The sequence below is a fragment of the Microcoleus sp. Pol11C2 genome, assembly GCF_036701505.1.
Taxonomy (GTDB): Bacteria; Cyanobacteriota; Cyanobacteriia; order Cyanobacteriales; family Microcoleaceae; genus Microcoleus.
This window is the reverse complement of record NZ_JAUBQX010000003.1, coordinates 68,947-89,297: the sequence shown is the minus strand read 5'-3', so window position 1 is coordinate 89,297 and position 20,351 is coordinate 68,947. Positions and strand designations below refer to the sequence as shown.

Genomic DNA, 20,351 nt, shown 5'->3' with positions numbered 1-20,351 from the left:
GGGTGTGCTTCATAAACTTGGAATCTGTTATATGCTACACCAACTACCACGATTCGGCTTTAGCCGACGCTAAGCGATGTCTACCGAAACATTAGTTAACTGGCTCGAAGAGAGTACCGAATTAGGCATATTATCCCGCGAGATTTTACACGCAATCGCGCGTGAAATGGAAATGGCAACTTTTTCCGCCGGATTTCGAGTGGTAATTGAGGATACGCCTGTCACTAATCTCTATATTTTAGAACGGGGACAAGCCGATCGCTACCGCAGCAAACAACCGGGATTAATGTGGGCGAGTAGTTTGTTGCCGGGGGCGATCGTGAATTTATCTGCCCTGCAGCGAGCGCAACCTGCCGATAGTCGAATTATAACTCGGACAGAATGTCAATTTTGGGTAATTAGTGCCGATCGCTGGCGCAATTTGCTAAAAAGGTATCCACGGATCGCCGAAGCCTACGCTCAACGTTTGGCGGCGAAATTAGAGCAGCTAGAAGCAGAAATTGCCTACGAACGAGAGCGTCAAAATGCCCTCCGCAGCTATCTAGTACCTAGGGCGAGACGGGGAGTCATTGGCAATAGTCGTTATGCAGTGAAATTGCGCCAACAAATTCGCACGGCATCGAGTGACAGCCGATCGGTATTAATCTCTGGCGAACCTGGTTTAGAAAAGGATAATTTAGCTGCTTTAATTCATTTCGGTTCCCATCGCCGCAACGAGCCAATTATTCAGATTAAAAGTGCTTTACTTCAGAGCAATGGAGCGGAATTATTCGGGCGGTTGGGCGGCAAACCGGGGCTGTTGGAATGGTTGGGAGAAGGGACGTTAATTTTAAATGACGTGCAAGAATTACCCGCTCAATTATGCCCCCAAATTCAGCAATTATTAACCGAGGGAACCTATACGCCAGTTGTCAAGGAAGGACAAATACCGCGACCACCGCGTTCTAGTAAGGCCCGGATAATTTTAATCTCAGAAATTGTGCAGCCCAAGCTAGATAAGCTGACACAACACAAGATTAAAGTCCCATCCTTGCGGGTGCGAAAAACAGATTTAGAAGCACAGGTTAACTATTATCTCAATATCATTGGTCGCAAAAAGAAATTAGTTAAGCCCCAAGTCACGCCGGAAGCAATTCGCCGCTTGCAAGCCTACGATTTTCCAGGAAACTTGCAGGAATTGCAGGGAATGGTCGATCGCGCCTTAGTTCAAGCACAGGGGAGTCAGGTATTAACGGAAGAAGTATTTTGGGCCCAGGCAGCTAAGAAACAAAAGTTTCGGCTGAATTTATTAAATATTTATCCAAAATTTCGGCAATTTTTACGGAGCGATTGGTATCCCGATCGCGTGAATTATTGGTTTACCACCTGGGTGTTTGCATTGGTGGTAATTATCCTGTTTGTTGCTCCCCAAGATCGACAACATAATTTTGCCCTCAATATCTTTTGGGCGTGGTGGTGGCCGTTAATTTTATTATTATTCCCCATCATCGGGCGATTGTGGTGTGCTTTTTGCCCTTTTATGATTTATGGGGAAATCGTCCAAAAACTATCGCTGAAAATTTTCCCTCGAACTCTCAATAAATGGCCGCGCCAACAAGCCGAAAAATGGGGTGGCTGGCTTCTATTTGGACTATTTACTCTGATATTTCTGTGGGAAGAGTTGTGGCATTTAGAAAATACCGCCTATTTATCCAGTTGTTTGTTGTTGCTCATCACCGCCGGAGCGGTAATTTTTTCCCTAATCTTCGAGAGGCGATTTTGGTGTCGTTATTTATGCCCGATCGGGGGAATGAATGGATTATTTGCTAAACTCTCAATTATCGAACTTCGCGCCCAACAAGGAACCTGCGCGGCGGAATGCAGCACCTACCAATGTTACAAAGGCGGCCCCGGCTTGGGGGAAGGATTAACTACTAATGGATGTCCGGTTTATTCCCATCCAGCCCAATTAACCGATAATAAAGATTGCGTGTTGTGCATGACTTGCTTGAAAGCTTGTCCCCATCGATCGGTAGAATTAAATTTGCGCCCCCCCGGCATCGAATTGTGGACAACCCACGTTCCCCATAGCTATGAAGTTGCCCTGTTATTTCTATTATTAGACGGTATCTATCTCCATCGCTTACCGGAAATAAATCATTTGTTAGGACTGGGCATCAATTTAGAGCAATTTTTACCTCATTTAGGACTGTCGCTCGCGGTGTTAATTATCCCGCCGCTAATTCCCCTAATTGCCTATGGAATCATGCAGGCAATTTATCGATGGGGACAAGCAGAAACCGTGCCACTTACCACCTACAAACCCCTATCATTTGTCTTCCTAGCTTACGGTTATTTACCCCTAGTTTGGGGCGGTAGTTTGGCTCACTATTGGCGGTTGGGTTTGCAGGAAGGTGGGCGAGTAATTCCCGTAGCTTTTGCAACTTTCGGACAAATTAGAGATGATTTGCCGAGTTTTGTCGGCGATCCGGCGGTGATTAGTTTTTTGCAAGGCTTGACTTTAATTGTATCATTGTTGGTGACAATATTTGTGACTCAAAAAATTGCCAAGCGATCGATTAAATCTTTGATTCCACAACATTTAGCGAGTTTGTGCCTGATGGTGAGTTTGTGGTATGCGATCGTGGGAAACTAAAATAACCATCATCAAGTTCGTAGTGCGGACTTGAGTTCGCAGGATTTTGCGGACTCAAGTCCGCACTACGAACCCTCTCGATCGCTGGTAATCGACCGGACATGATATGATATGCCCATGCAAAGCAATATGACGTTGAGCAGCAAGTTTTCACCAATCTTGGCAGCAATCAATGACCGGACAAACATTACCGCTTTTTTATCTGACCCGGAAGATTTAGAAAGCACAGTTTAATATCATGATTGAGGTTGCTTGAAACTGAGATTTTGCGCCTGTCACATAAACCTGGTTAGGAGCAAAAACTCTGCAACAAAACCTATATTTTTAGTCAAAAATCGGGTGGCTCAATGCTTATTGAAAATGCTGAAATATTTAAGCTGAAACAAACTATGTCAATACCGACAAAAGGAACAAGAAAAATCCTAGTTGATGGGGAGCCTTTCATCTGGCTCATCCGCAGAAAACCTACTTATACACAAGAATGCTTTCAGGGCGGAAATCTTCATGTTGTTCTCGAACACGCTGAAGAACCGGGCGGGCGTGTTAGTTATCCTCACCGATCGACCTCATCCTCAAAACGGGAGTATAAATCACTCTGAAATACCAGTAAGACCCTCTGATGTAGCACAATGGATACGGCAAGCGGTGCAACTCGGATGGCAGCCTTAGCTACCCGAAATAACTTTTAAGGTGCCGATTGCAGGACTGTTTATGGAAAAAATATAATGCTGTTTATTGAGTAACCACACAAGTCAATTCTGTTAAAGACAATTCACTCGCCTCGGCGGAATTTAGCGATCGCCCGAGCGCCAAATTCAGCCTAGACAAGTTAAACTGTAAACATTCTCCGCTAGCCACATCCTAAACTATGACCGCACATCAGGAATCCATCATCGACCAGTTCACTCGTCAGGCAATTCCATTCTCTAAATTGTACGCTCACACAAATCAAGAGTCTCTGTACCTGCTGAGAGAAATGGCGAGTGTATCTGACAAAGACACTGTTCTAGATGTTGCTTGCGGTTCAGGTATTGTTAGTTGTGCTTTTGCGGAAGTGGCCAGTCACGTTACTGGCATTGATATCACACCAGCGATGCTCGAACAAGCCCAGATTCTGGCGCAACAGAAAAACTTGATTAATCTGTCCTGGCAACAAGGAGATATTGAAACACTACCATTTCCCGATGCTACTTTTTCTCTTGTTCTGAGTCGTTACGCTTTCCATCATTTTTTGCAGCCAGATGTTGTTCTATCAGAGATGGTTCGCGTATGTCGTCCAGGTGGTCGAATCCTGATTGCTGATGTTGCTTTGCCAGCGGATAAAGTGAATGCTTATGACCGGATTGAGAAGTTGCGCGATCCCTCTCATACTCGCGCCTTGACTCTGGAAGAGTTTCCCAAATTAGTCGCAGATGCCAATCTTCAAAATGTTAAATTGGCTTTTTACAAGGTAGAACTTGGGCTAGAACAACAGTTAGCTGCTTCTTTTCCCAACCCCGGCGATGACCAGAAAATCAGAGAAATTTTTAGAGAGGATATTGGTGTTGATAGTCTCGGAATTGGCGCGCATTTTCGAGGAGAGGAAATTCATTATGCGGTTCCAATCGCTGTCATCGTTGGCGATAAAATAGCCTAAGTTTTATCAACTCAAAACAAGTGTAACAGAGTCCCAATAATAACAAATAACTAATGGGCAATCACTAATAAATATGAGCGACTTATCAATCCGACCAGCCTTAATCACCAAAGTTATCCCCGACAGCATCGGCGCCGAAATCGGATTTGAAGCAGGAGACTCAATCGTCGCCATCAACGGTCAAAAACCCCGCGACTTGATCGACTATCAATTCCTGTGCGCCGATGAATTTCTAGAATTAGAAGTATTAGACACTAAAGGAAAAACTCACAAGTTAGAAATAGAAAAAGATTATGACGAAGACTTGGGAGTGGAATTTGAAACGGCTCTTTTTGACGGACTAATTCAGTGCAACAACCGCTGCCCTTTTTGCTTTATCGACCAACAACCACCGGGCAAGCGGGAAACTCTGTATCTTAAGGATGATGACTACCGCCTCAGCTTTCTTTATGGTAGCTATCTCACTCTCACAAATCTGACTCAAAAAGAGTGGGACAGAATCGAACAAATGCGGCTTTCTCCTCTCTATGTTTCGGTCCACGCTACTGAACCAGAAGTACGAATTAGGCTGTTAAAAAATCTCCGCGCTGGGAAGATTTTAGAACAAATCAAATGGTTTCAAGAGCGTCGCTTGCAAATTCACGCTCAAGTAGTTGTTTGTCCTGGTATTAATGACGGCGAACATTTAGAACGCACTTTGTTAGATTTGGCAAAATTCCATACGGGAAATATCCCGGCTGTAGCATCGGTGGCTGTAGTGCCGGTGGGTTTAACTCGCTTTCGCCCTGCCGAAGATGAACTAATCGCAGTAACTGCGGAAAAAGCGCGAGAAGTAATCGAGCAAGTGCAAAAAATTCAAGTGCTTTTGAGTAAAGGAAAAGGTGGGCAAAAGGCGAAAAAGCAGAATTCAAAATCGCGGTGCATTTGGCTGGCTGACGAGTGGTTTTTAATAGCGGGTTTAGATTTGCCGTCGGCTGCCGATTACGAAGATTATCCGCAAATTGGTAACGGTGTGGGTTCGATTCGCCAGTTTATCCAGCAGTTTGAAACGGCTTTTGAGAAGCTGCAACCGATGCCAGTCGCTCCGCCGCGCAAGTTAGTTTGGGTGGTCGGGAATGCTGTCGAAAAAGCTTTTGAGCCGATCGTACAACAACTCAACCAAATTCCCGGCTTGTCCGTCAACATGGCAGCACTGTGCAGCCACTACTGGGGACAAACTATCACTGTTACGGGTTTGCTGACCGGGCAAGATTTACTCGAAGCTTTGCAGGGGCGAGACTTGGGAGATGGCATCCTGCTGCCGTCGGTGATGCTAAAACAGGGGGAACCGCGTTTTCTCGACGATATGACCCTCGAACAGCTCGCCAGCTCGCTGAAAACCCGGATTTTGCCGGTGAGCGGAGTAGAGGAACTAATCTCGGCGGCGATCGGTCTGGCAAATGCTGAAGTTAAATTCTAAATTTTGAATCGAACATTCAAAAGTTAAGATGAGTATGGTAATTGTGACTTGTAACCGTCGAGTTCAGGCTACAGACTAGAAACTTGAGACCTCAATCTTGCTCTAAAATTGTCTCTAGGATTGCAGAGTAATTAAAAAATTATGCGTGTTTTTCGTCAAATCGTGGTAGTCGGAGTGGGCGCTGCAATTACTTTGGGCAACGCCGCACAGAGTGCTTCAGCACAGCCTCCGGCTCAATCTCAGGACAGTGTGGCCCTTAGCAATCAGCTCGAATTAGGGCAGAATGTTCGATCGACCTCAAACACAGCGGCAGAATCCGCATCACAGGCCGAACAGTCGATCGCCCTTAATCCCCCAACTGGAACCGAGCAAGCATCAAAGCCTCAACAGGCTGCTCCGGCTTCCCCATCAACTCTGTCTCAGGGCGGTTCAACGCCTCTTAAAGGCTTGGAACCGACACAGACTCAGCAGCCTTCCCCGAACCCTCCCAACAATATTCCTGTGCCCAGTTCCCCGGTACCCATTCTCCGGGGCACTCCGAACGAAAGTTTCCCCCCTCTCCCTCCGAGGGGCCTCTTAAACACCAATCCTCCGGCTTCCCTGGAACCCAACCCGAATCCGCTGCAGTTTCCGACAAACCCGGAGGATGTCAGGATCGAGCAAACTGAGTCAATTACCTTACAGCAGGCGATCGACCTCGCCCGCCGCAACAGCCAAGTTTTGCAAATCGCCGGACAGCAAGTGGAACAAAGCAGAGCAGCTTTGCGCGAACAGCAAGCTGCTCTTTATCCAGACCTGAATTTTCAAATGGACGCCAGCCGTTCAATGACTGCTGGCGGAGAACTCGGAGTCCGGCGATTGCAGCGCCAGTTAAACTCTCGGGCTAACGGAACCGGGCAGCCCGCCCCCCAAGCCGGCACAAATTTCGGCAGCAACAGTCTCAACAGCACTTTGCAGTTGAGCTACGACATCGATTTGTTCGGAAGACGGCGCGCTAACATCCGCGCGGCAGAGGAACAGGTGCGCCTTCGGGAACTGGATGTGGAACGCCAAGCCGAGGAACTCCGCTTCGACACTGCTGAGGCTTACTACAACTTGCAAAACTCCGACGGACAAGTTGCTATCCGCCAAGCTTCGGTCAGAAATGCCCAGCAAAGTTTGCGGGATGCCGAAGCTTTGGAACGGGCAGGGGTGGGAACCCGGTTTGCTGTGTTGCAGGCTCAGGCAAATTTGGCTAACGAAGTGCAACAACTGTCAGTTGCTCGTCGTGATCAGCGAGTTGCTCAGCGGCGTCTGGCTGAGATTTTGAATATCAGCCAGTCGGCGAACTTGACAGCGGCTGATCCGGTAGAGCAAGCGGGCTCTTGGAGGCTGTCTTTGGAAGAGAGTATCGTGCAGGCTTTTAAGAATCGCCCCGAGTTGGAACAGCAGTTGGTGCAGAGGGATATCAGCAAGCAGCAGAGGCGATCGATTCAGGCGGGGCGTTTGCCTCAACTGAGTGTTGGGGGTAGTTACAACGTGCTGGGGCAAGACCCTGACGACCCGGACCCGTTTGCTGCTCGCGGCTGGGCCGATGGTTATTCGATCCGGGCGAGTCTGACTTGGAGTATCTTCGATGGGGGCGCGGCGAACGCCAGGGTGAGACAGCGGGATGCTGATATTACGATCGCCGAAAGTCGATTTGACCAACTCCGCAATCAGGTGCGCCGGGAAGTGGAACAAGCTTATTTTGGCTTAGAGTCGAGTTTTGAGAATATCGAAACTTCTGAGGCGGGGGTTTTGCAGTCAAGGGAAGCTTTGCGTTTGGCGAGACTGCGGTTTCAAGCTGGTGTGGGTACTCAGACAGATGTGATTCAGGCGGAAACTGATTTGACTAGGGCTGAGAGAAACCGATTGTCGGCAATTGTCACCTACAACCTGGGGCTTTCGTCTCTCCAGCGGGCTGTGAGCAATCTTCCGACTAATAACCTCTCGGATGCTCCTTGAGATTGGGTTGGGGCGATTCCCTACGGGATAGCTACGCACGCGCGTCCTTTAATCACAAAGGCAATTAGACATCGGGTATTAAACGTTGGACACATTAGTTAATATTTTGTAATAGAGTTCGATGTCAACTGCGTTAAGGAATCGGCAATGGCCAATATCAAGTTTGTGAAGGAAAATCAGGAAGTCATCGCAGCAGACGGAGCCAATTTGAGGCTCAAAGCTCTAGAAAACCGCATCGATTTGTACACATTTTCGGGAAAGATGATGAATTGCGGGGGCTACGGTCAATGCGGCACCTGCATTGTGGAAATTGTCGAGGGCAGTGAAAATCTGTCGCCCCGCACTGACTTTGAGAACCGCAAGCTCAAGAAAAAGCCCGAAAACTATCGGTTGGCTTGTCAAGCTATGGTCAATGGCCAGGTGAGCGTGAAGACTAAACCGTGAGTTTCAGAAGGCAGAAGGCTAGAGATGCTATAGATGGAGAAGGAAAGAAAAATGCAGAATGCAAAAATTGTGTTTTTTTTCCTATTTCACTGTATAATCACGCCTTTTGCTCGCCTAGGAAAAGAAACTTGGTTTCTAGGACAAATAAGAGATTGGGCAGCAAGGCATCCAGGCAGAAAGCGGGTTTCGACGCTTGTCCGTCAGCTCTTCTTCTGTCTTCGAGTTTGCCTTTTGCCTTTGAGTGATATCCTAGTTGTGTGTGTTTTTCTATTTTCCGATAGAGGCGAGCGTCTTCATGGAAGTTAACGATTTAGGGTTTGTGGCAACCATTCTGTTTGTATTGGTTCCCAGTGTTTTTCTAATCATTCTGTACATTCAAACAGCTAGCCGTCAAGGTAGAAAAGATTAGCAACTGCTGCTATTTCTGTCTGGCTTTGCTGCTTGCAAAAAAAAGCGCCAACAGCTTTTTGCTGAGGCGCTTTTTTTATTAACTGTTGAGTGTTAGCTGCTAACTCTTAACGATGAGATTCTAGCCGACTGTGCGGGCTAGCAAGACGGGACAGTTGGCATAAACTCGCACGTAGTCTGATAGCGAATTTCCCAGGAGTCGATCGATATCCACAAAGTTTTTGGCAACGTTGGGTCGCCGATCCGGGGAACCGATTACCAACAAGTCGGCATTCAAGTCGTCTGCAATCCGACAAATTTCTTCCCCTGGCTTCCCTGTAGCACTCACGCAGCGGTAGCTAACTCCCATTTGTTTGGTTAGCGCTACTGCCGGGGCTAATACGGGGTCTTTTTCAGCACTTGTTGTTAAATCTGTGCTGGCTTTTCCCGTCAAATCTTTGGTGACGTGTACTAAAATTATCTCTCCGCCACTGACTTCTTTGACCAAAGATAGCGCAAGCTGTAATGACTGTTGGGCAGCTTCTGATTTGTCTACCGCTACCATGACGCGCTTGATTTTTTTGACGTAGATGTCGTCTTTTACTAACAACATCGGTCGGGATGTTAGCTGGAAAACGTACTGGCTGACTGAGTTTTCCAAAATCGATTGCAGCCGTCCGAGTCCCCGGGAACCCATAATTACTAAGTCGGATTGTTCTTCTTCTGCGACTTGGCAAACTGTGGTTTTCGGGTCTCCCTGTTTGAGCCGCGGGTTGACTTTGCTGGGATCTATTTTCAAAGACTGGACTGCTTGTGCTAAAATCTTTCCTCCTTCTTCCAACTTCTCGGCCATGCCATCGGAGGTTACTTGCGGCGGCACGACGTGCAAGACGGTGACAGAGGTTTGTTGCAAGGAAGGGATGTCCATCAACATATTAAACATCTCTTCGCACAAGCCGCGACCGGCTACGGCTACTAAAATTTTTTCTATCATGGTTTTGGCGGTAAAAACAGTTGAGTTTTCTTGTGCGACGTTAAACTAGGGCGTTGGTACTCTAGTTTCTTACTGTCAAGCATAAGCCTGAAGTTTGTCTTATGATTTGTAGAAATGTAGCGTTTTGGAACGATTTGTAAAGTGTTAGAGAACGATCGAACTCAACCAGAACTCGCACCGGCTGGTGCTATTCAAAATCGGCCCGGGATGGACTCTGAGGGCTGGTTTGAATATTTGGTGCGAGTGTATCCTCATCATACTGACTACAGCGGTGTGGTTTGGCACGGTACTTATATTGCTTGGATGGAGGAAGCTAGGGTGGAAAGTTTGCGCTCTCTCGGCATCGAGTATGCAGACTGGGTGGCGCAGGGTTTGGAATTGCCCGTGGTGGAACTTTCGCTGCGCTACCACCGGGCTGTACAAATGGGTCAATCTGTGGCAGTCAGAACGCGGATCGCTGCTACCGAGGGTGTGCGGCTGCTTTGGGATTACGAAATTCGATCGGCTGATACTCAGGAGTTATATGTGACAGCACAGGTAACTTTGGTTGGTGTCGATCGCGACAAGAACAAGATTATCCGGCAATTGCCACCGGCACTAAAGGAGGCTTTGACAAGGCTTTCTGTTAAACCTTCAACCTAAGCTGCTTTTAACTATAAAAAATAGTTTTTGCAGCCCTAGTAAGTAGAGTGCGTGACTTTTGAGTTACTCTCTTCGTAGCCTAAATTTTCTTTAGTCACGCACCCTACACAACTGCCTTTTGCCTTCATTGGAACTCTTAATAATGTCAAAAAAACTGGAATTACCAGAGCCAAATATTGAACTTCAGCACAATATTTTGGAAAAAACCGAGTTAAACTCTGCCTTAACAACTGAAGACCAAACTATTGTTTTGGGAAAGCCGGACAGTTTAAAAAACGGTGAATTAGCTGAAAGTCAAGGCAAAATTTGGGCGATCGTTTCGCTGTCGGCGGCGCTGCTAGCGGTGTCGCTGGCGGCGATTTTTATTAGGTTGAGCGAACGGGAAATCAGCCCGAATGCTACTGTTTTTAACCGTTTGTGGATAGCAACTGTAGTATTTGGACTATGGAATGGTGCGGGTGTTGCGCGTCGCCGAATGTCTGGGGCTGAAGTTGAAGAGCGATCGAGCTACACTCTGCAGGATGTGATGCTGTTAACAGCGGTAGGCGTGGTTTCTTCTGCTTCTGTGGGTTTCTGGGCTTGGTCACTGAGTCAGACTAATGTCGCTAATTCTACTGTACTGCGAAACTTAACTCCTTTATTTACTACTTTGGGGGGATGGCTGCTGTTGGGGCGGCGCTTTGACAGCCGATTTTTGGTGGGACTGGCGGTGGCTTTGTCTGGTGCAATTGCGATCGGTATGGACGATTTGCAAACGGCGGGAGACAATCTTTCCGGCGACATTGCTGCTCTTTTATCGGCGATGTTTTATGCAGGAAATCTGCTTATTTCAGAACATTTGCGAACCAAGTTTCCGGCAACAACTATATTGATGTGGCGCTGTTTTATGGGCAGTATATTGGTTTTGCCACTGGTTCTGCTGGCGGGCGATCGAATTTTCCCTTATTCTTGGCAGGGATGGCTGACTGTAATTGCTTTGGCGGTGATTTGCCAAGCTTTCGGTCAGGGACTGCTTATCCACAGTCTAGGTCGTTTGTCCTCGGAATTTGTAGCTTTTTTCCTGCTGCTAGAACCCGTAATTACGGCTATTATGGCTTGGGTGCTGTTTTCAGAAAGTTTGAGCTTGTTTAATTGGTTTGCTTTCTCTGTGGTTTTGGCTGGAATATATTTGGGAAAATCCAGCGGTTCGGTCGCTCAAAAATGAAACAAAAAGGAAAAAGACTTCAATGATTCCCCGATCAATTAGCCGGAATCGCTGGCATTATGACTTTAGTTTGCTGCCTCAATATTTGGAGGTACTCTTTGCTAAATTGCGGATTGCTGTGGTGTTCGGCGGCGACTGCGCTCGCCCGGATTCTGTGATTTACAAAACTCACAATCCTCGCGCTTGGAAGAGTTACGAAGTAGTCGCCCGCGAGATTGCTAAAGCATTAGCAGAAATTGGCTTTCAGCAAGTATTTGTCATGCCTGATGACATGAATTTGCCGGAAGTACTTCAACAAAAAAATATCCATTTAGTGTGGCTGAATACTGGCGGAGTCCAGGGCTACAATCCTGTTTGTCATACTCCCGCATTGTTGGAAATGTTGGGAATGCCTTATGTCGGTCACAATCCTTTAAATAGTTCAACTTTAGATAACAAACACGCTTTTAAACGGGAACTGCAATCAGTCGGAATTAAAACCGCTCCCTTTATGACTTGGCATCCTTCTCAAGGAATTTTGCATCCTAATTTGCATCAGCGTTTTGCCATTGCTTTTGGTGACTATCAAGGGCCGTTTATTGTTAAACCAGTATCCGGTCGCGCTTCACTGCACGTTCATTTTGTAGACAATATTGAGGGTTTGTCTCAGGCGGTTTCGGAAGTTCACCGACACACTCACAATACTGCTTTAATTGAAAAGTATTTGCCTGGACGAGAATTTTGTGTAGCGGTCTGCGGCTATGTTACTTATGCTAAAGGCAGATTTTATAAAAATACTAAACCCTTTGCTTTTTCGACTGTAGAGCGGGTGCTGGAGGCGGAAGAACGCATCTTTACTTCTATGGATCAAAAGGCGATTACGGCCGACCGAGGACGGTTGATGGGCGGTGACGAACCTGAGCTAAAACAAGAGTTAATTGAGTTAGCTCGAAAAATTTATTGGGAGTTTAGTTTGAACAGTTTGGTGCGGATCGATGTCCGAAGTGATGCTGATGGCTCGCTTTATGTTTTGGAAGCAAATCCCAAACCGGATCTGAAACATCCAGGGGAAAATGTGACGAGTTTGGTAGCTTTAGGTTTGGCGGAATACGGGATGAGTTATAACGATTTAATTTTTAGTTTACTGGCGGATAGGTTGGATTATTTGTTGACTCAGCATATCCAAATTATTCCTCATATTGTGGATTTGCTTCATTAATCGGACTGGCAGGGTGCGCTGGGCGCACCTTACCTGTAAACAAAAGGGCTTTGTAAAGAAATATAAATTGTTGAGCCAAGTGAACACAGGCTGGCAAGTTGTGATAGCTTTGACTAAGATAGCGATTTGTAGGTGTCCATTTTTCTGTCAGCATCAAAGTCACTCAATTTATATTAATTAGATAAAACAAATGCAAGCATTACTTTTATTTATAGGATTTGGAGGCGGGGCATTAGTCTGCTGGCTAATTTTGAATAAGCGAAATTCACGCAATTTGGTGCGGATGAAGGGTTCGCAGGAGGCTATATCGAATTTGGCGGCTCAGTTGGATGCCCGAAATTCGGAATTGCGGCAAAAGGTTCAGAATGAAAATAAGTTAAATTCTGAATTATCTCAGTTGCAAAGTCGGTTTGAGGCTGTGACTCGCGAGCAAGATATTTTAAAAAATCAAGTGTCGGAAATGGAAGAATTTTTGGCAGGAATTGCCCAAGATCGATCGCAAATTGATGCTCTGATTGCTGATTTGCAGTTTCAGCTAGAAAATGCTCAACAAGCTGAGTCCCAGTTAGCAGAAGTGGCAGAACTGAAAGAGCAGTTAGAAGTTGCGGAGCAGGAGCGATCGCAACTTAACGCTCAATTGCTGGAAATGCAAGCAGAGTTAGAGACGGTGGATGCAGAACGTTCTCAATTTCACGCTCTGCTGTCTGAATTTGAGAGTCAGTTGGAAACGGCTAGCCAAAGCAGATTGCAGGTACAGTACCAATTGTCGGAAATTCAAATTAAGTTCGATCGCTCCATTGAAGAGCGGCAGCATCTTCAGTCTCAACTTTCGGGTTTGCAAACTCAACTGCAATTAGTCGAAGAAGAGCGATCGCAATTTACTTCGGAATTGTCAGATATCCAAGCTCAATTGGATAGTGCAGAGCAAGAACGCGAAATACTCAACTCTCAATTGCAAACCGCTCGCCAACAAGCAAAGCAACCTCCATTTGAATTATTAGAACTGCAAAGACAGTTAGAAGCAGCTAATCTGGAGAATATGCAGTTAAACTCTCAAGTTCATGAAGTACAACTTCAATCGGAAATGGTTGTTGTAGAGCGAGAAAGACTGCTGTCTGAGTTGTCAGAATTGGAGTCTCAGATACATGGCAAGGAGGGAGATAGCTCGCAACTCCAGTCTCAGTTATCAGAACTGCAAGCTCAATTAGAAACTGCTCACACAGAACGATCGCACCTTTATTCTCAACTGTCGGAATTGCAACGTCAAATCGAGACAACCAACCAGAGTGAAACTCAACTTCAATCTCAAGTATCCGACTTAGAATCTCAGCTAGATAGTGTGCGTCAAACTCGCTCTGAATTAGAATCTCAGCTAGAAACAGCTAACACAGAACGCTCGCAACTTTATGCTCAACTCTCGGAAATTCAAAGTCAAGCCGAGACAGCCCACCAGAATCAAAATCAACTTCAATCTCAAATTTTGGAGTTAGAACACCAGTTAGAAAGTGTGCGTCAGAATCGCTCTGAATTGGAATCTCAGCTCACTGCTCAAATCTCGCAATTCCAAAGTCAAATCGAGACGGCTAATCAGAACCAAACTCAACTTCAATCTCAAGTATCGGACTTAGAAAATCAGCTAAATAGCCTGCGTCAAACTCGCTCTGAATTAGAAGTTCAGTTAGAAACAGCTAACACGGAACGCTCCCAACTTTATTCTCAACTCTCGGAAATTCAAAATCAAGCCGAGACAGCCAATCAGAATCAAACTCAACTTCAATCTCAAGTATCGGACTTAGAACATCAGTTAGAGAGTGTGCGTCAAACTCGCTCTGAATTGGAATCTCAGCACACTTCTCAAATCTCGGAATTCCAAAGTCAAATCGACACAGCCAATCAGAATCAAGCTCAACTTCAATCTCAAGTATCCGATTTAGAAGCTCAGCTAGAGAGTGTGCGTGAAACTCGCTCTGAATTGGCATCTCAGCTCACTTCTCAACTCTCGGAATTCCAAAGTCAAATCGAAACAGCTAATCAAAATCAAACTCAACTTCAATCTCAAGTATCCGACTTAGAAAGTCAGTTAGAAAGTGTGCGTCAAACTCGCTCTGAATTGGCATCTCAGCTAGAAACTGCTAACAGAGAACGATCGCACCTTTATTCTCAACTCTCGGAAACTCAAAGTCAAATCGAGATAGCCAACCAGAATCAAGCTCAACTTCAATCTCAAGTATCCGAGTTAGAACACCAACTAGAGACAGTTTATGAAGAACGCTTGCAGCTAACACCGCAACTTTCCGAAGCGGGCGATCGACAATCTGAGCATTTTGACTCGAAGTCAGGGCAAATTGAAGCATCTACTTCTGAACCGAAAGTTTTGAAGAGTCAAAAATTTGTTGTTTCTCAGCAGGGTCAAGGCGATTATACTACTATTAGCGAAGCGCTGAAAAATGCAGCACCGGGCACGCGCATTGACGTGCATCCAGGCGTTTACCGCGAAAGTCTAATTCTCGACAAAGCGGTTGAAATTATCGGCAGCGGAGAAGTCGATCGCATTGTGGTTGAAAGTATCAACTCAAACTGCATTAAAATGGCAACTGATACTGCTTTAGTGCGGGGTTTAACGCTGAGCGCGACGGGGCAATATTACGCTGTAGATATTCGCAAAGGCGAGTTAATCGTAGAAGACAGCGATATCACTTCTGCGGACTATTCTGTGGTGGGAATTTGCGGCCCTGATGCAAATTCTATCCTCCGCCGCAGTCAAATTCATGATGGGGTATGGAACGGAATTTTTATATCGGATAATGGGAAAGCAACGGTTGAAGATTGCAGTATTTTTGACAACGGCAGTTTGGGAATAGGTGTCGGATTGGGAGGAAAATTGATCGTGCGCCGGTGTCGGATTAATGGTAATGAAGGTGAGGCGATCGCCGTTTACAGAGATGGCATTGCTACCGTGGAAGATTGCGATTTAACGGGCAATGCTGGGGGTGCTTGGCGCATTGCAGATAACGGATACTTGAAGGGTAAAGGCAATCAAGAATAGAAGAAGGAAGAGGGAAGAGGGAAGAAGGAAGAAGGAAGAGAAAAGAGCGAAGAGAATTCCCAATTAGCGATTCCCAATCCCCGATTGCCAATACCCAATTACCAATTCTAAATGCCTAACAATCGAGCTGGATTGTGTTTCGTCATTAAATTAATTTCGTGCGGAGAAATGCCTTCATTTATCAATTTTTCCACAAATAATTTGTAACCTTCCGCCGGCAAAGGATCGGGTTTTCTTCCCAAATCTGTACTCATAACAAAATGCTCGGCTCCGATTAGTTTAATGGCTGCTGCCATCTTAGTAATAGAAACTTGATGCCAGTTTTTGTGTGCCTCATCAGCGGCATTTTCTCCCATCAAATCGTTCACAAATGCGAGTTCTAAGAAAGCTCCGGCTGCGGCGGCTATTTGCATATTTTCTAGGGACAAACCGGGTACATCCGCCATTGCATGGGTAATCAGGATGTTTTTAATATTGAGCAGGTTGGCTTCACCCACAACTGCCATCACTTCTTCTGAGGAAATATGACCGGTTTCCAATATCAAATTCTCTTTGGCTACCATCTTCAACACCGCTGCTGTTTCCGGTAAAACCCTGCCATTTTCCGCAGCTTTAATCCCAATTCCCGACTTGTTAAAAACCTGCAAGTGATGCTCAGCATCAACCGTTGGCAGCCACACTACTTTACCGTATTTGCCACCGATGCGGTGCATTGCATCTACAGCGTCGGGATTAATGCCACCTACGGAATGATTGAGAACAACTCCCCCAAAAACTTCGATTTCTGGTACTATTTTATTCACCAAAACTGCCCGCGCTGCGGTGCTGGCATAATGATTTTTCAATACAACAGCTTTCATCTTCGCACTAGCAGCTAATTTCGCTACTTCAAAATCATCCAACCTGCGAGGAATCACATCAGGAGAAGAATGAATGTGAAAGTCGATCGCACCTTCGATCGTACTCTTTGGCAAATTGACCATCGGCGAATCTCCGACAGCATAAACTGGCAGACAAAACCAATAGCAAACCATCCAAACTAACGTAAAAAAAACAGCTTGCATTCCTCCCCTCTTCCCTTCTCCCCTCTGCGTTCTCTGCGCCCTCTGCGGTTCATTCCCTCTTAATTCTCTCAAATAAAAGATTGAATCGCATTTGCCAAAGCTTCTGCATTCTCTTCGTGCATACCCAAAGAACCGGGAATAACTCGCGATTCAACACTCGGTAATTCCGTTAATGCTTCCATTTCAGCCTTTGATTTGGGCGGCGCATTTTCAGCAATTACAACCATCACCGGCACGGCTAATTGTTGAAATTTATCTGTAAATTCCGATCGCACTTTTGCCGTATCTAAACCACCAGTCACAAAGGCAGCGGAACCGTATCGAGCACCGGGTTTTTGCGTCACTTGCCATTTGCTTTGGATGAAATCGGGCGTGACTTTAGCTGCATCAACATAGACGTGGCGGCGGTACATCAAACTGAGGAATGACGGTGCAGTGTTGAGTTTGTATAGGAATTGTCCCAGTAAGGGCGATCGTACTAATTCTCTCACGATTCCATGCCACCCGCTTTGCTGTTTGCTCATCGTCGGCAAAGGCCCGCGCCAAGTCGGCGCAGCTAAGACAATCTTTGACCAAACATTCGGCTGTGATTGCGCTAATTGCATCACATAACCCGCAGCGTGACCAGCAGCAACTACAGCAACCGGACTATTAACAATTGCCTCCACAAAATCCTTGAGAAATTGATGGTATAATTGCGGTTGATAGTCGGTTCGCGGCCGATCCGAGTCGCCAAAACCCGGCCAATCTAAGCTCACCACTTGAAATTTAGGAGCTAACAATTCTGCTAAAGGACGCATTTCTTCTCGCGTCGAAACCGTACTGAAAGCCGGCAGCAGCAATACAGGATTTCCGTCTCCTCTGGTTTCGTAAATAACTTTGATTTGCGTTTTTTCCCAATTCCAGATATATTCTTGAACTGCGGCGGGATAGTTGCCAGAACCTGATTTTGTTAAATTTGTAGTTTGAGTCATGGCTGTTTATTCTTTTAATTGGCTTCGGCTTGCTTGCTCAATTCACAAGCAAGTGCCTTATTTTTCATCATTTGAAAGATGTTGTAAAATCCGTTAGCGCGGGAAGGTGTCAGACTCACATTCAACCCCGTGTCTTGAATAAAATCTGGGGTAATTGTGACAATTTCAGCAGGCGTTAATCCGCTCAAACCTTCCACCAGCAAGCCAACTAATCCTTTAACTAACTGAGCGTCTGAATCGCCTTGATACAAAACTTTTCCGTCTGCCAAATTTGCAGTAACATAAACTTGCGACGCGCAGCCAGAAACTTTGTTTTCCGGCAGTTTGTCGCTTTCGGGAAATGCTGGGAGTCTTTTGGCATACCACAGCAGTTGTTCGTAGCGCTGTTTGGGATCGGAATGTCGCTGAAAGCGCTGGACGATTTTAGCTAGGGCTGGGGGTAGCGCGGTGTTTGCGGACATGATTCACTGGTAGCGGTTTACTTCGTTAATATTATACATTTAATTTTGGTGGCGGGTGCGATCGCCTGCTCCTGTGCTCCCACTGAAGCCGTCTTCAGGTGAATCGGTTATTGTTATTGTAGTTAACGAGTTCGAGCATTCAAAACAGAGGAAATATGGGATTTAGTGCTGTTAATCAAGATTGTGGTGTAATGTAGTGAATCTGCAAAAAATCTGGCTAGAATATCGAGTTTTTCAGGCCGTTGTGTTCTTAGGATTGGGTTTGCTATTAACCATCGCCCTTTCGCTTTCTTTTGGTGCGGTATCCATGAGTGCCGCTCAATTGTGGCAAGCATTTCTGCACCAAGGTGATGCTGTCAATCAGACTATTTTCTGGGAATTGCGTTTGCCCAGAGTGGCGGCAGCACTGACGGTTGGTGCGGCTTTAGGAATGTCGGGGGCTTTGCTGCAAGGTTTGCTCCGCAACGGTTTAGCCGATCCTTTTGTATTAGGAATTTCGGCTGGTGCGGGGTTGGTTGCGATTACCATGCTGACTTTGGGAATCTTTCAAACTTGGGTGCCTTTGGCGGCTTGGATAGGTGCTATTTTAACTTCAATGCTGGTCTACTTTTTAGGAAAAACTAAAACCGGGATTTCTGTGGAACGTTTGGTTTTAGCTGGTGTGGCTGTGAGTTCTCTGTTTGGGGCAATACAAACTACACTGCTGCTGTTAGCTGAAGACAGCCGCTTGCAAGCTGCTTTGAATTGGTTGATCGGTAGTTTGAACGGTCGCGGTTGGTCGGATTTGCAGGTGGCTGCACCTTATATTTTGACTGCTTTGCTGCTAGGATGTTTCTTAGGGCGAGCGATAAATTTGCTGGCTTTGGGCGACGATTTAGCTGTTGGTTTGGGGGTTTCGCTGGTACGATCGCGCTTATTGATTGGGGGTGTTGCTACTTTGCTAGCTGCGAGTGCTGTCAGCATCGGCGGATTGATTGGTTTTGTGGGATTGGTTGTGCCTCACGGTGTGCGTTTGTTGGTTGGTAATGATTATCGGTTTGTGTTGCCGCTGAGTGCGATCGGCGGTGCTTGGGTGTTGACTTTTGCTGATTTTTTGGCTCGTTTGGGTGCCGTAGAATTGCCTGTGGGTACGGTTACGGCTTTGTTGGGTTCTCCGCTGTTTGTCTGGCTGCTTTATCGGCGTTCTAGTTCTTAAAAAGAAGGAAGAAGGAAGAAGGAAGAAGGAAGAAGGAAGAAGTCCGAGGGAAGAAGGAAGAAGTCCGAGGGAAGAAGGAAGAAGTCCGAGGGAAGAAGTCCGAGGGAAGAAGTCCGAGGGAAGAAGTCCGAGGGAAGAAGTCCGAGGGAAGAAGGAAGACGCAAAATTAATTACCGATTACCGATTACCAATAACCAATAACAAAATATCATGTCTTTAGAAATTCAAAATTTAACTGGTGGTTACGGCGAAGTTGCGATCGCCCACAACATCACTTTATCTTTACAACCTGGTGAGTGGTTGAGTCTCATCGGTGCCAACGGTTCTGGTAAGTCTACTTTCTTGAAGTTAGTTAGCCGCATCCTAACTCCGCAGCAAGGAAGCGTGTTGCTTGATGGCAAAGCAATTCATACTCAACCTGCGGCTGTTGTCGCTCAAAAATTAGCGATTTTGCCACAGCAGCAAACAGTACCGGAAGGTTTGACGGTAAGGCAATTAGTTAGTTTGGGGCGTTCTCCTCATCAGGGTTGGTGGCAGTGGGAATTGAGCAAGGAAGATGCGGAAAAGGTTGAGGTTGCTATCAGTCAAACTGGGATTGAGGAATTTCGCGATCGCCCTGTTGAACAACTCTCAGGAGGCGAACGGCAGCGCGCTTTCCTCGCCTTAGCTTTGGCTCAAAACCCGCAAGTTTTGCTATTAGATGAACCTACTACTTATTTAGACATTTGCTATCAGTTGCAATTGTTAGATTTGCTTAATAAACTAAATATAGAACACAAATTGACGATTATTACGGTGCTGCATGAAATTAATTTAGCTGCTAGGTACAGTTCGCGAATTGCTATGTTAAACAAAGGGGAACTGTTTTGTGTAGGAACTCCCGCACAAGTTTTAACTCCTGATAATTTAGCTAAGACTTTTGGCGTAAAAGCTATCATTTTAGAAACTTCCGTAGGCTTGCAGATTTGTGCGATCGCTCCTACTCTCCAGACTTAATATATTTATACTAAGTATAAGTCTGGCGCT

The 20,351-nt window shown here is 46.0% G+C and carries 18 protein-coding genes; 14 read left to right on the top strand and 4 right to left on the bottom strand.

Going from position 1 to position 20,351, the window contains the following annotated elements; all coding sequences use genetic code 11:
• Window positions 1–76 precede the first annotated feature (76 nt).
• The 7 genes from QUA42_RS02990 (at window position 77) to psbM (ending at window position 8,569) form a co-directional block, all read left to right on the top strand.
• Entirely contained in the window at window positions 77–2,635 is a 2,559-nt protein-coding gene (locus QUA42_RS02990; RefSeq protein WP_333134991.1) for a sigma 54-interacting transcriptional regulator, read from the top strand.
• A 504-nt stretch (window positions 2,636–3,139) separates the two neighbouring features.
• Window positions 3,140–3,304, top strand: coding sequence for a hypothetical protein (locus tag QUA42_RS02985; RefSeq protein WP_333134989.1), 165 nt, complete (start codon window positions 3,140–3,142; stop codon window positions 3,302–3,304).
• Window positions 3,305–3,503: 199 nt separating this feature from the next.
• Entirely contained in the window at window positions 3,504–4,271 is a 768-nt protein-coding gene (locus QUA42_RS02980; RefSeq protein ID WP_333134987.1) for a methyltransferase domain-containing protein, read from the top strand.
• 73 nt (window positions 4,272–4,344) lie between these two features.
• Entirely contained in the window at window positions 4,345–5,730 is a 1,386-nt protein-coding gene (locus QUA42_RS02975) for a TIGR03279 family radical SAM protein (protein ID WP_333134985.1), read from the top strand.
• Between the two features lie 141 nt (window positions 5,731–5,871).
• Window positions 5,872–7,716 carry a TolC family protein gene (locus QUA42_RS02970; protein ID WP_333134983.1) on the top strand — a complete coding sequence of 615 codons (1,845 nt, stop codon included), beginning with the start codon at window positions 5,872–5,874 and terminating at the stop codon, window positions 7,714–7,716.
• 147 nt (window positions 7,717–7,863) lie between these two features.
• Window positions 7,864–8,160: a 2Fe-2S iron-sulfur cluster-binding protein gene (locus QUA42_RS02965; RefSeq protein WP_333038569.1), complete on the top strand. Its 297-nt coding sequence runs from the start codon at window positions 7,864–7,866 to the stop codon at window positions 8,158–8,160.
• 295 nt (window positions 8,161–8,455) lie between these two features.
• Window positions 8,456–8,569, top strand: a complete 114-nt coding sequence (psbM, locus tag QUA42_RS02960) for a photosystem II reaction center protein PsbM (RefSeq protein ID WP_015177760.1) — start codon at window positions 8,456–8,458, stop codon at window positions 8,567–8,569.
• 120 nt (window positions 8,570–8,689) lie between these two features.
• Here the strand turns inward: psbM and QUA42_RS02955 are convergent, their stop codons facing one another.
• Window positions 8,690–9,541 carry a universal stress protein gene (locus QUA42_RS02955; RefSeq protein WP_333134981.1) on the bottom strand — a complete coding sequence of 284 codons (852 nt, stop codon included), beginning with the start codon at window positions 9,539–9,541 and terminating at the stop codon, window positions 8,690–8,692.
• Window positions 9,542–9,682: 141 nt separating this feature from the next.
• Here QUA42_RS02955 and QUA42_RS02950 point away from each other — a divergent pair, with 141 nt between their 5' ends.
• The 4 genes from QUA42_RS02950 (at window position 9,683) to QUA42_RS02935 (ending at window position 15,631) form a co-directional block, all read left to right on the top strand.
• Window positions 9,683–10,183, top strand: a complete 501-nt coding sequence (locus QUA42_RS02950) for a thioesterase family protein (protein ID WP_333134979.1) — start codon at window positions 9,683–9,685, stop codon at window positions 10,181–10,183.
• Between the two features lie 142 nt (window positions 10,184–10,325).
• Window positions 10,326–11,387, top strand: coding sequence for a DMT family transporter (locus QUA42_RS02945; protein WP_333134977.1), 1,062 nt, complete (start codon window positions 10,326–10,328; stop codon window positions 11,385–11,387).
• Window positions 11,388–11,409: 22 nt separating this feature from the next.
• Window positions 11,410–12,585, top strand: a complete 1,176-nt coding sequence (locus tag QUA42_RS02940) for an ATP-grasp domain-containing protein (protein ID WP_333134975.1) — start codon at window positions 11,410–11,412, stop codon at window positions 12,583–12,585.
• 190 nt (window positions 12,586–12,775) lie between these two features.
• Window positions 12,776–15,631: a right-handed parallel beta-helix repeat-containing protein gene (locus QUA42_RS02935; protein WP_333134973.1), complete on the top strand. Its 2,856-nt coding sequence runs from the start codon at window positions 12,776–12,778 to the stop codon at window positions 15,629–15,631.
• Window positions 15,632–15,738: 107 nt separating this feature from the next.
• Here QUA42_RS02935 and QUA42_RS02930 read toward each other — a convergent pair whose 3' ends face one another.
• The 3 genes from QUA42_RS02930 to QUA42_RS02920 form a co-directional block, all read right to left on the bottom strand.
• Complete coding sequence (locus QUA42_RS02930) at window positions 15,739–16,695, bottom strand: DUF6282 family protein (RefSeq protein ID WP_333134971.1); 957 nt, start codon at window positions 16,693–16,695, stop codon at window positions 15,739–15,741.
• Between the two features lie 68 nt (window positions 16,696–16,763).
• Window positions 16,764–17,669: an alpha/beta hydrolase gene (locus tag QUA42_RS02925; protein WP_333134969.1), complete on the bottom strand. Its 906-nt coding sequence runs from the start codon at window positions 17,667–17,669 to the stop codon at window positions 16,764–16,766.
• A gap of 14 nt (window positions 17,670–17,683) precedes the next feature.
• The gene (locus QUA42_RS02920) at window positions 17,684–18,130 is read right to left on the bottom strand and encodes a SufE family protein (RefSeq protein ID WP_190661405.1); all 447 of its coding nucleotides are present in this window, start codon (window positions 18,128–18,130) and stop codon (window positions 17,684–17,686) included.
• Window positions 18,131–18,326: 196 nt separating this feature from the next.
• Here QUA42_RS02920 and QUA42_RS02915 point away from each other — a divergent pair, with 196 nt between their 5' ends.
• The 3 genes from QUA42_RS02915 to QUA42_RS02905 are packed head-to-tail and all read left to right on the top strand — an operon-like array spanning window position 18,327 to window position 20,321.
• On the top strand, window positions 18,327–19,325 hold the full coding sequence (locus QUA42_RS02915; RefSeq protein ID WP_333134967.1) for an iron ABC transporter permease: 999 nt from the start codon (window positions 18,327–18,329) through the stop codon (window positions 19,323–19,325).
• Window positions 19,291–19,545 (top strand): hypothetical protein, encoded by a 255-nt coding sequence (locus QUA42_RS02910; protein WP_333134965.1) that lies wholly within the window; start codon window positions 19,291–19,293, stop codon window positions 19,543–19,545. The genes QUA42_RS02915 and QUA42_RS02910 overlap by 35 nt, the downstream gene beginning before the upstream one ends.
• Window positions 19,536–20,321: an ABC transporter ATP-binding protein gene (locus QUA42_RS02905; RefSeq protein ID WP_333134963.1), complete on the top strand. Its 786-nt coding sequence runs from the start codon at window positions 19,536–19,538 to the stop codon at window positions 20,319–20,321. The genes QUA42_RS02910 and QUA42_RS02905 overlap by 10 nt, the downstream gene beginning before the upstream one ends.
• The last annotated feature ends 30 nt before the right edge of the window (window positions 20,322–20,351 follow it).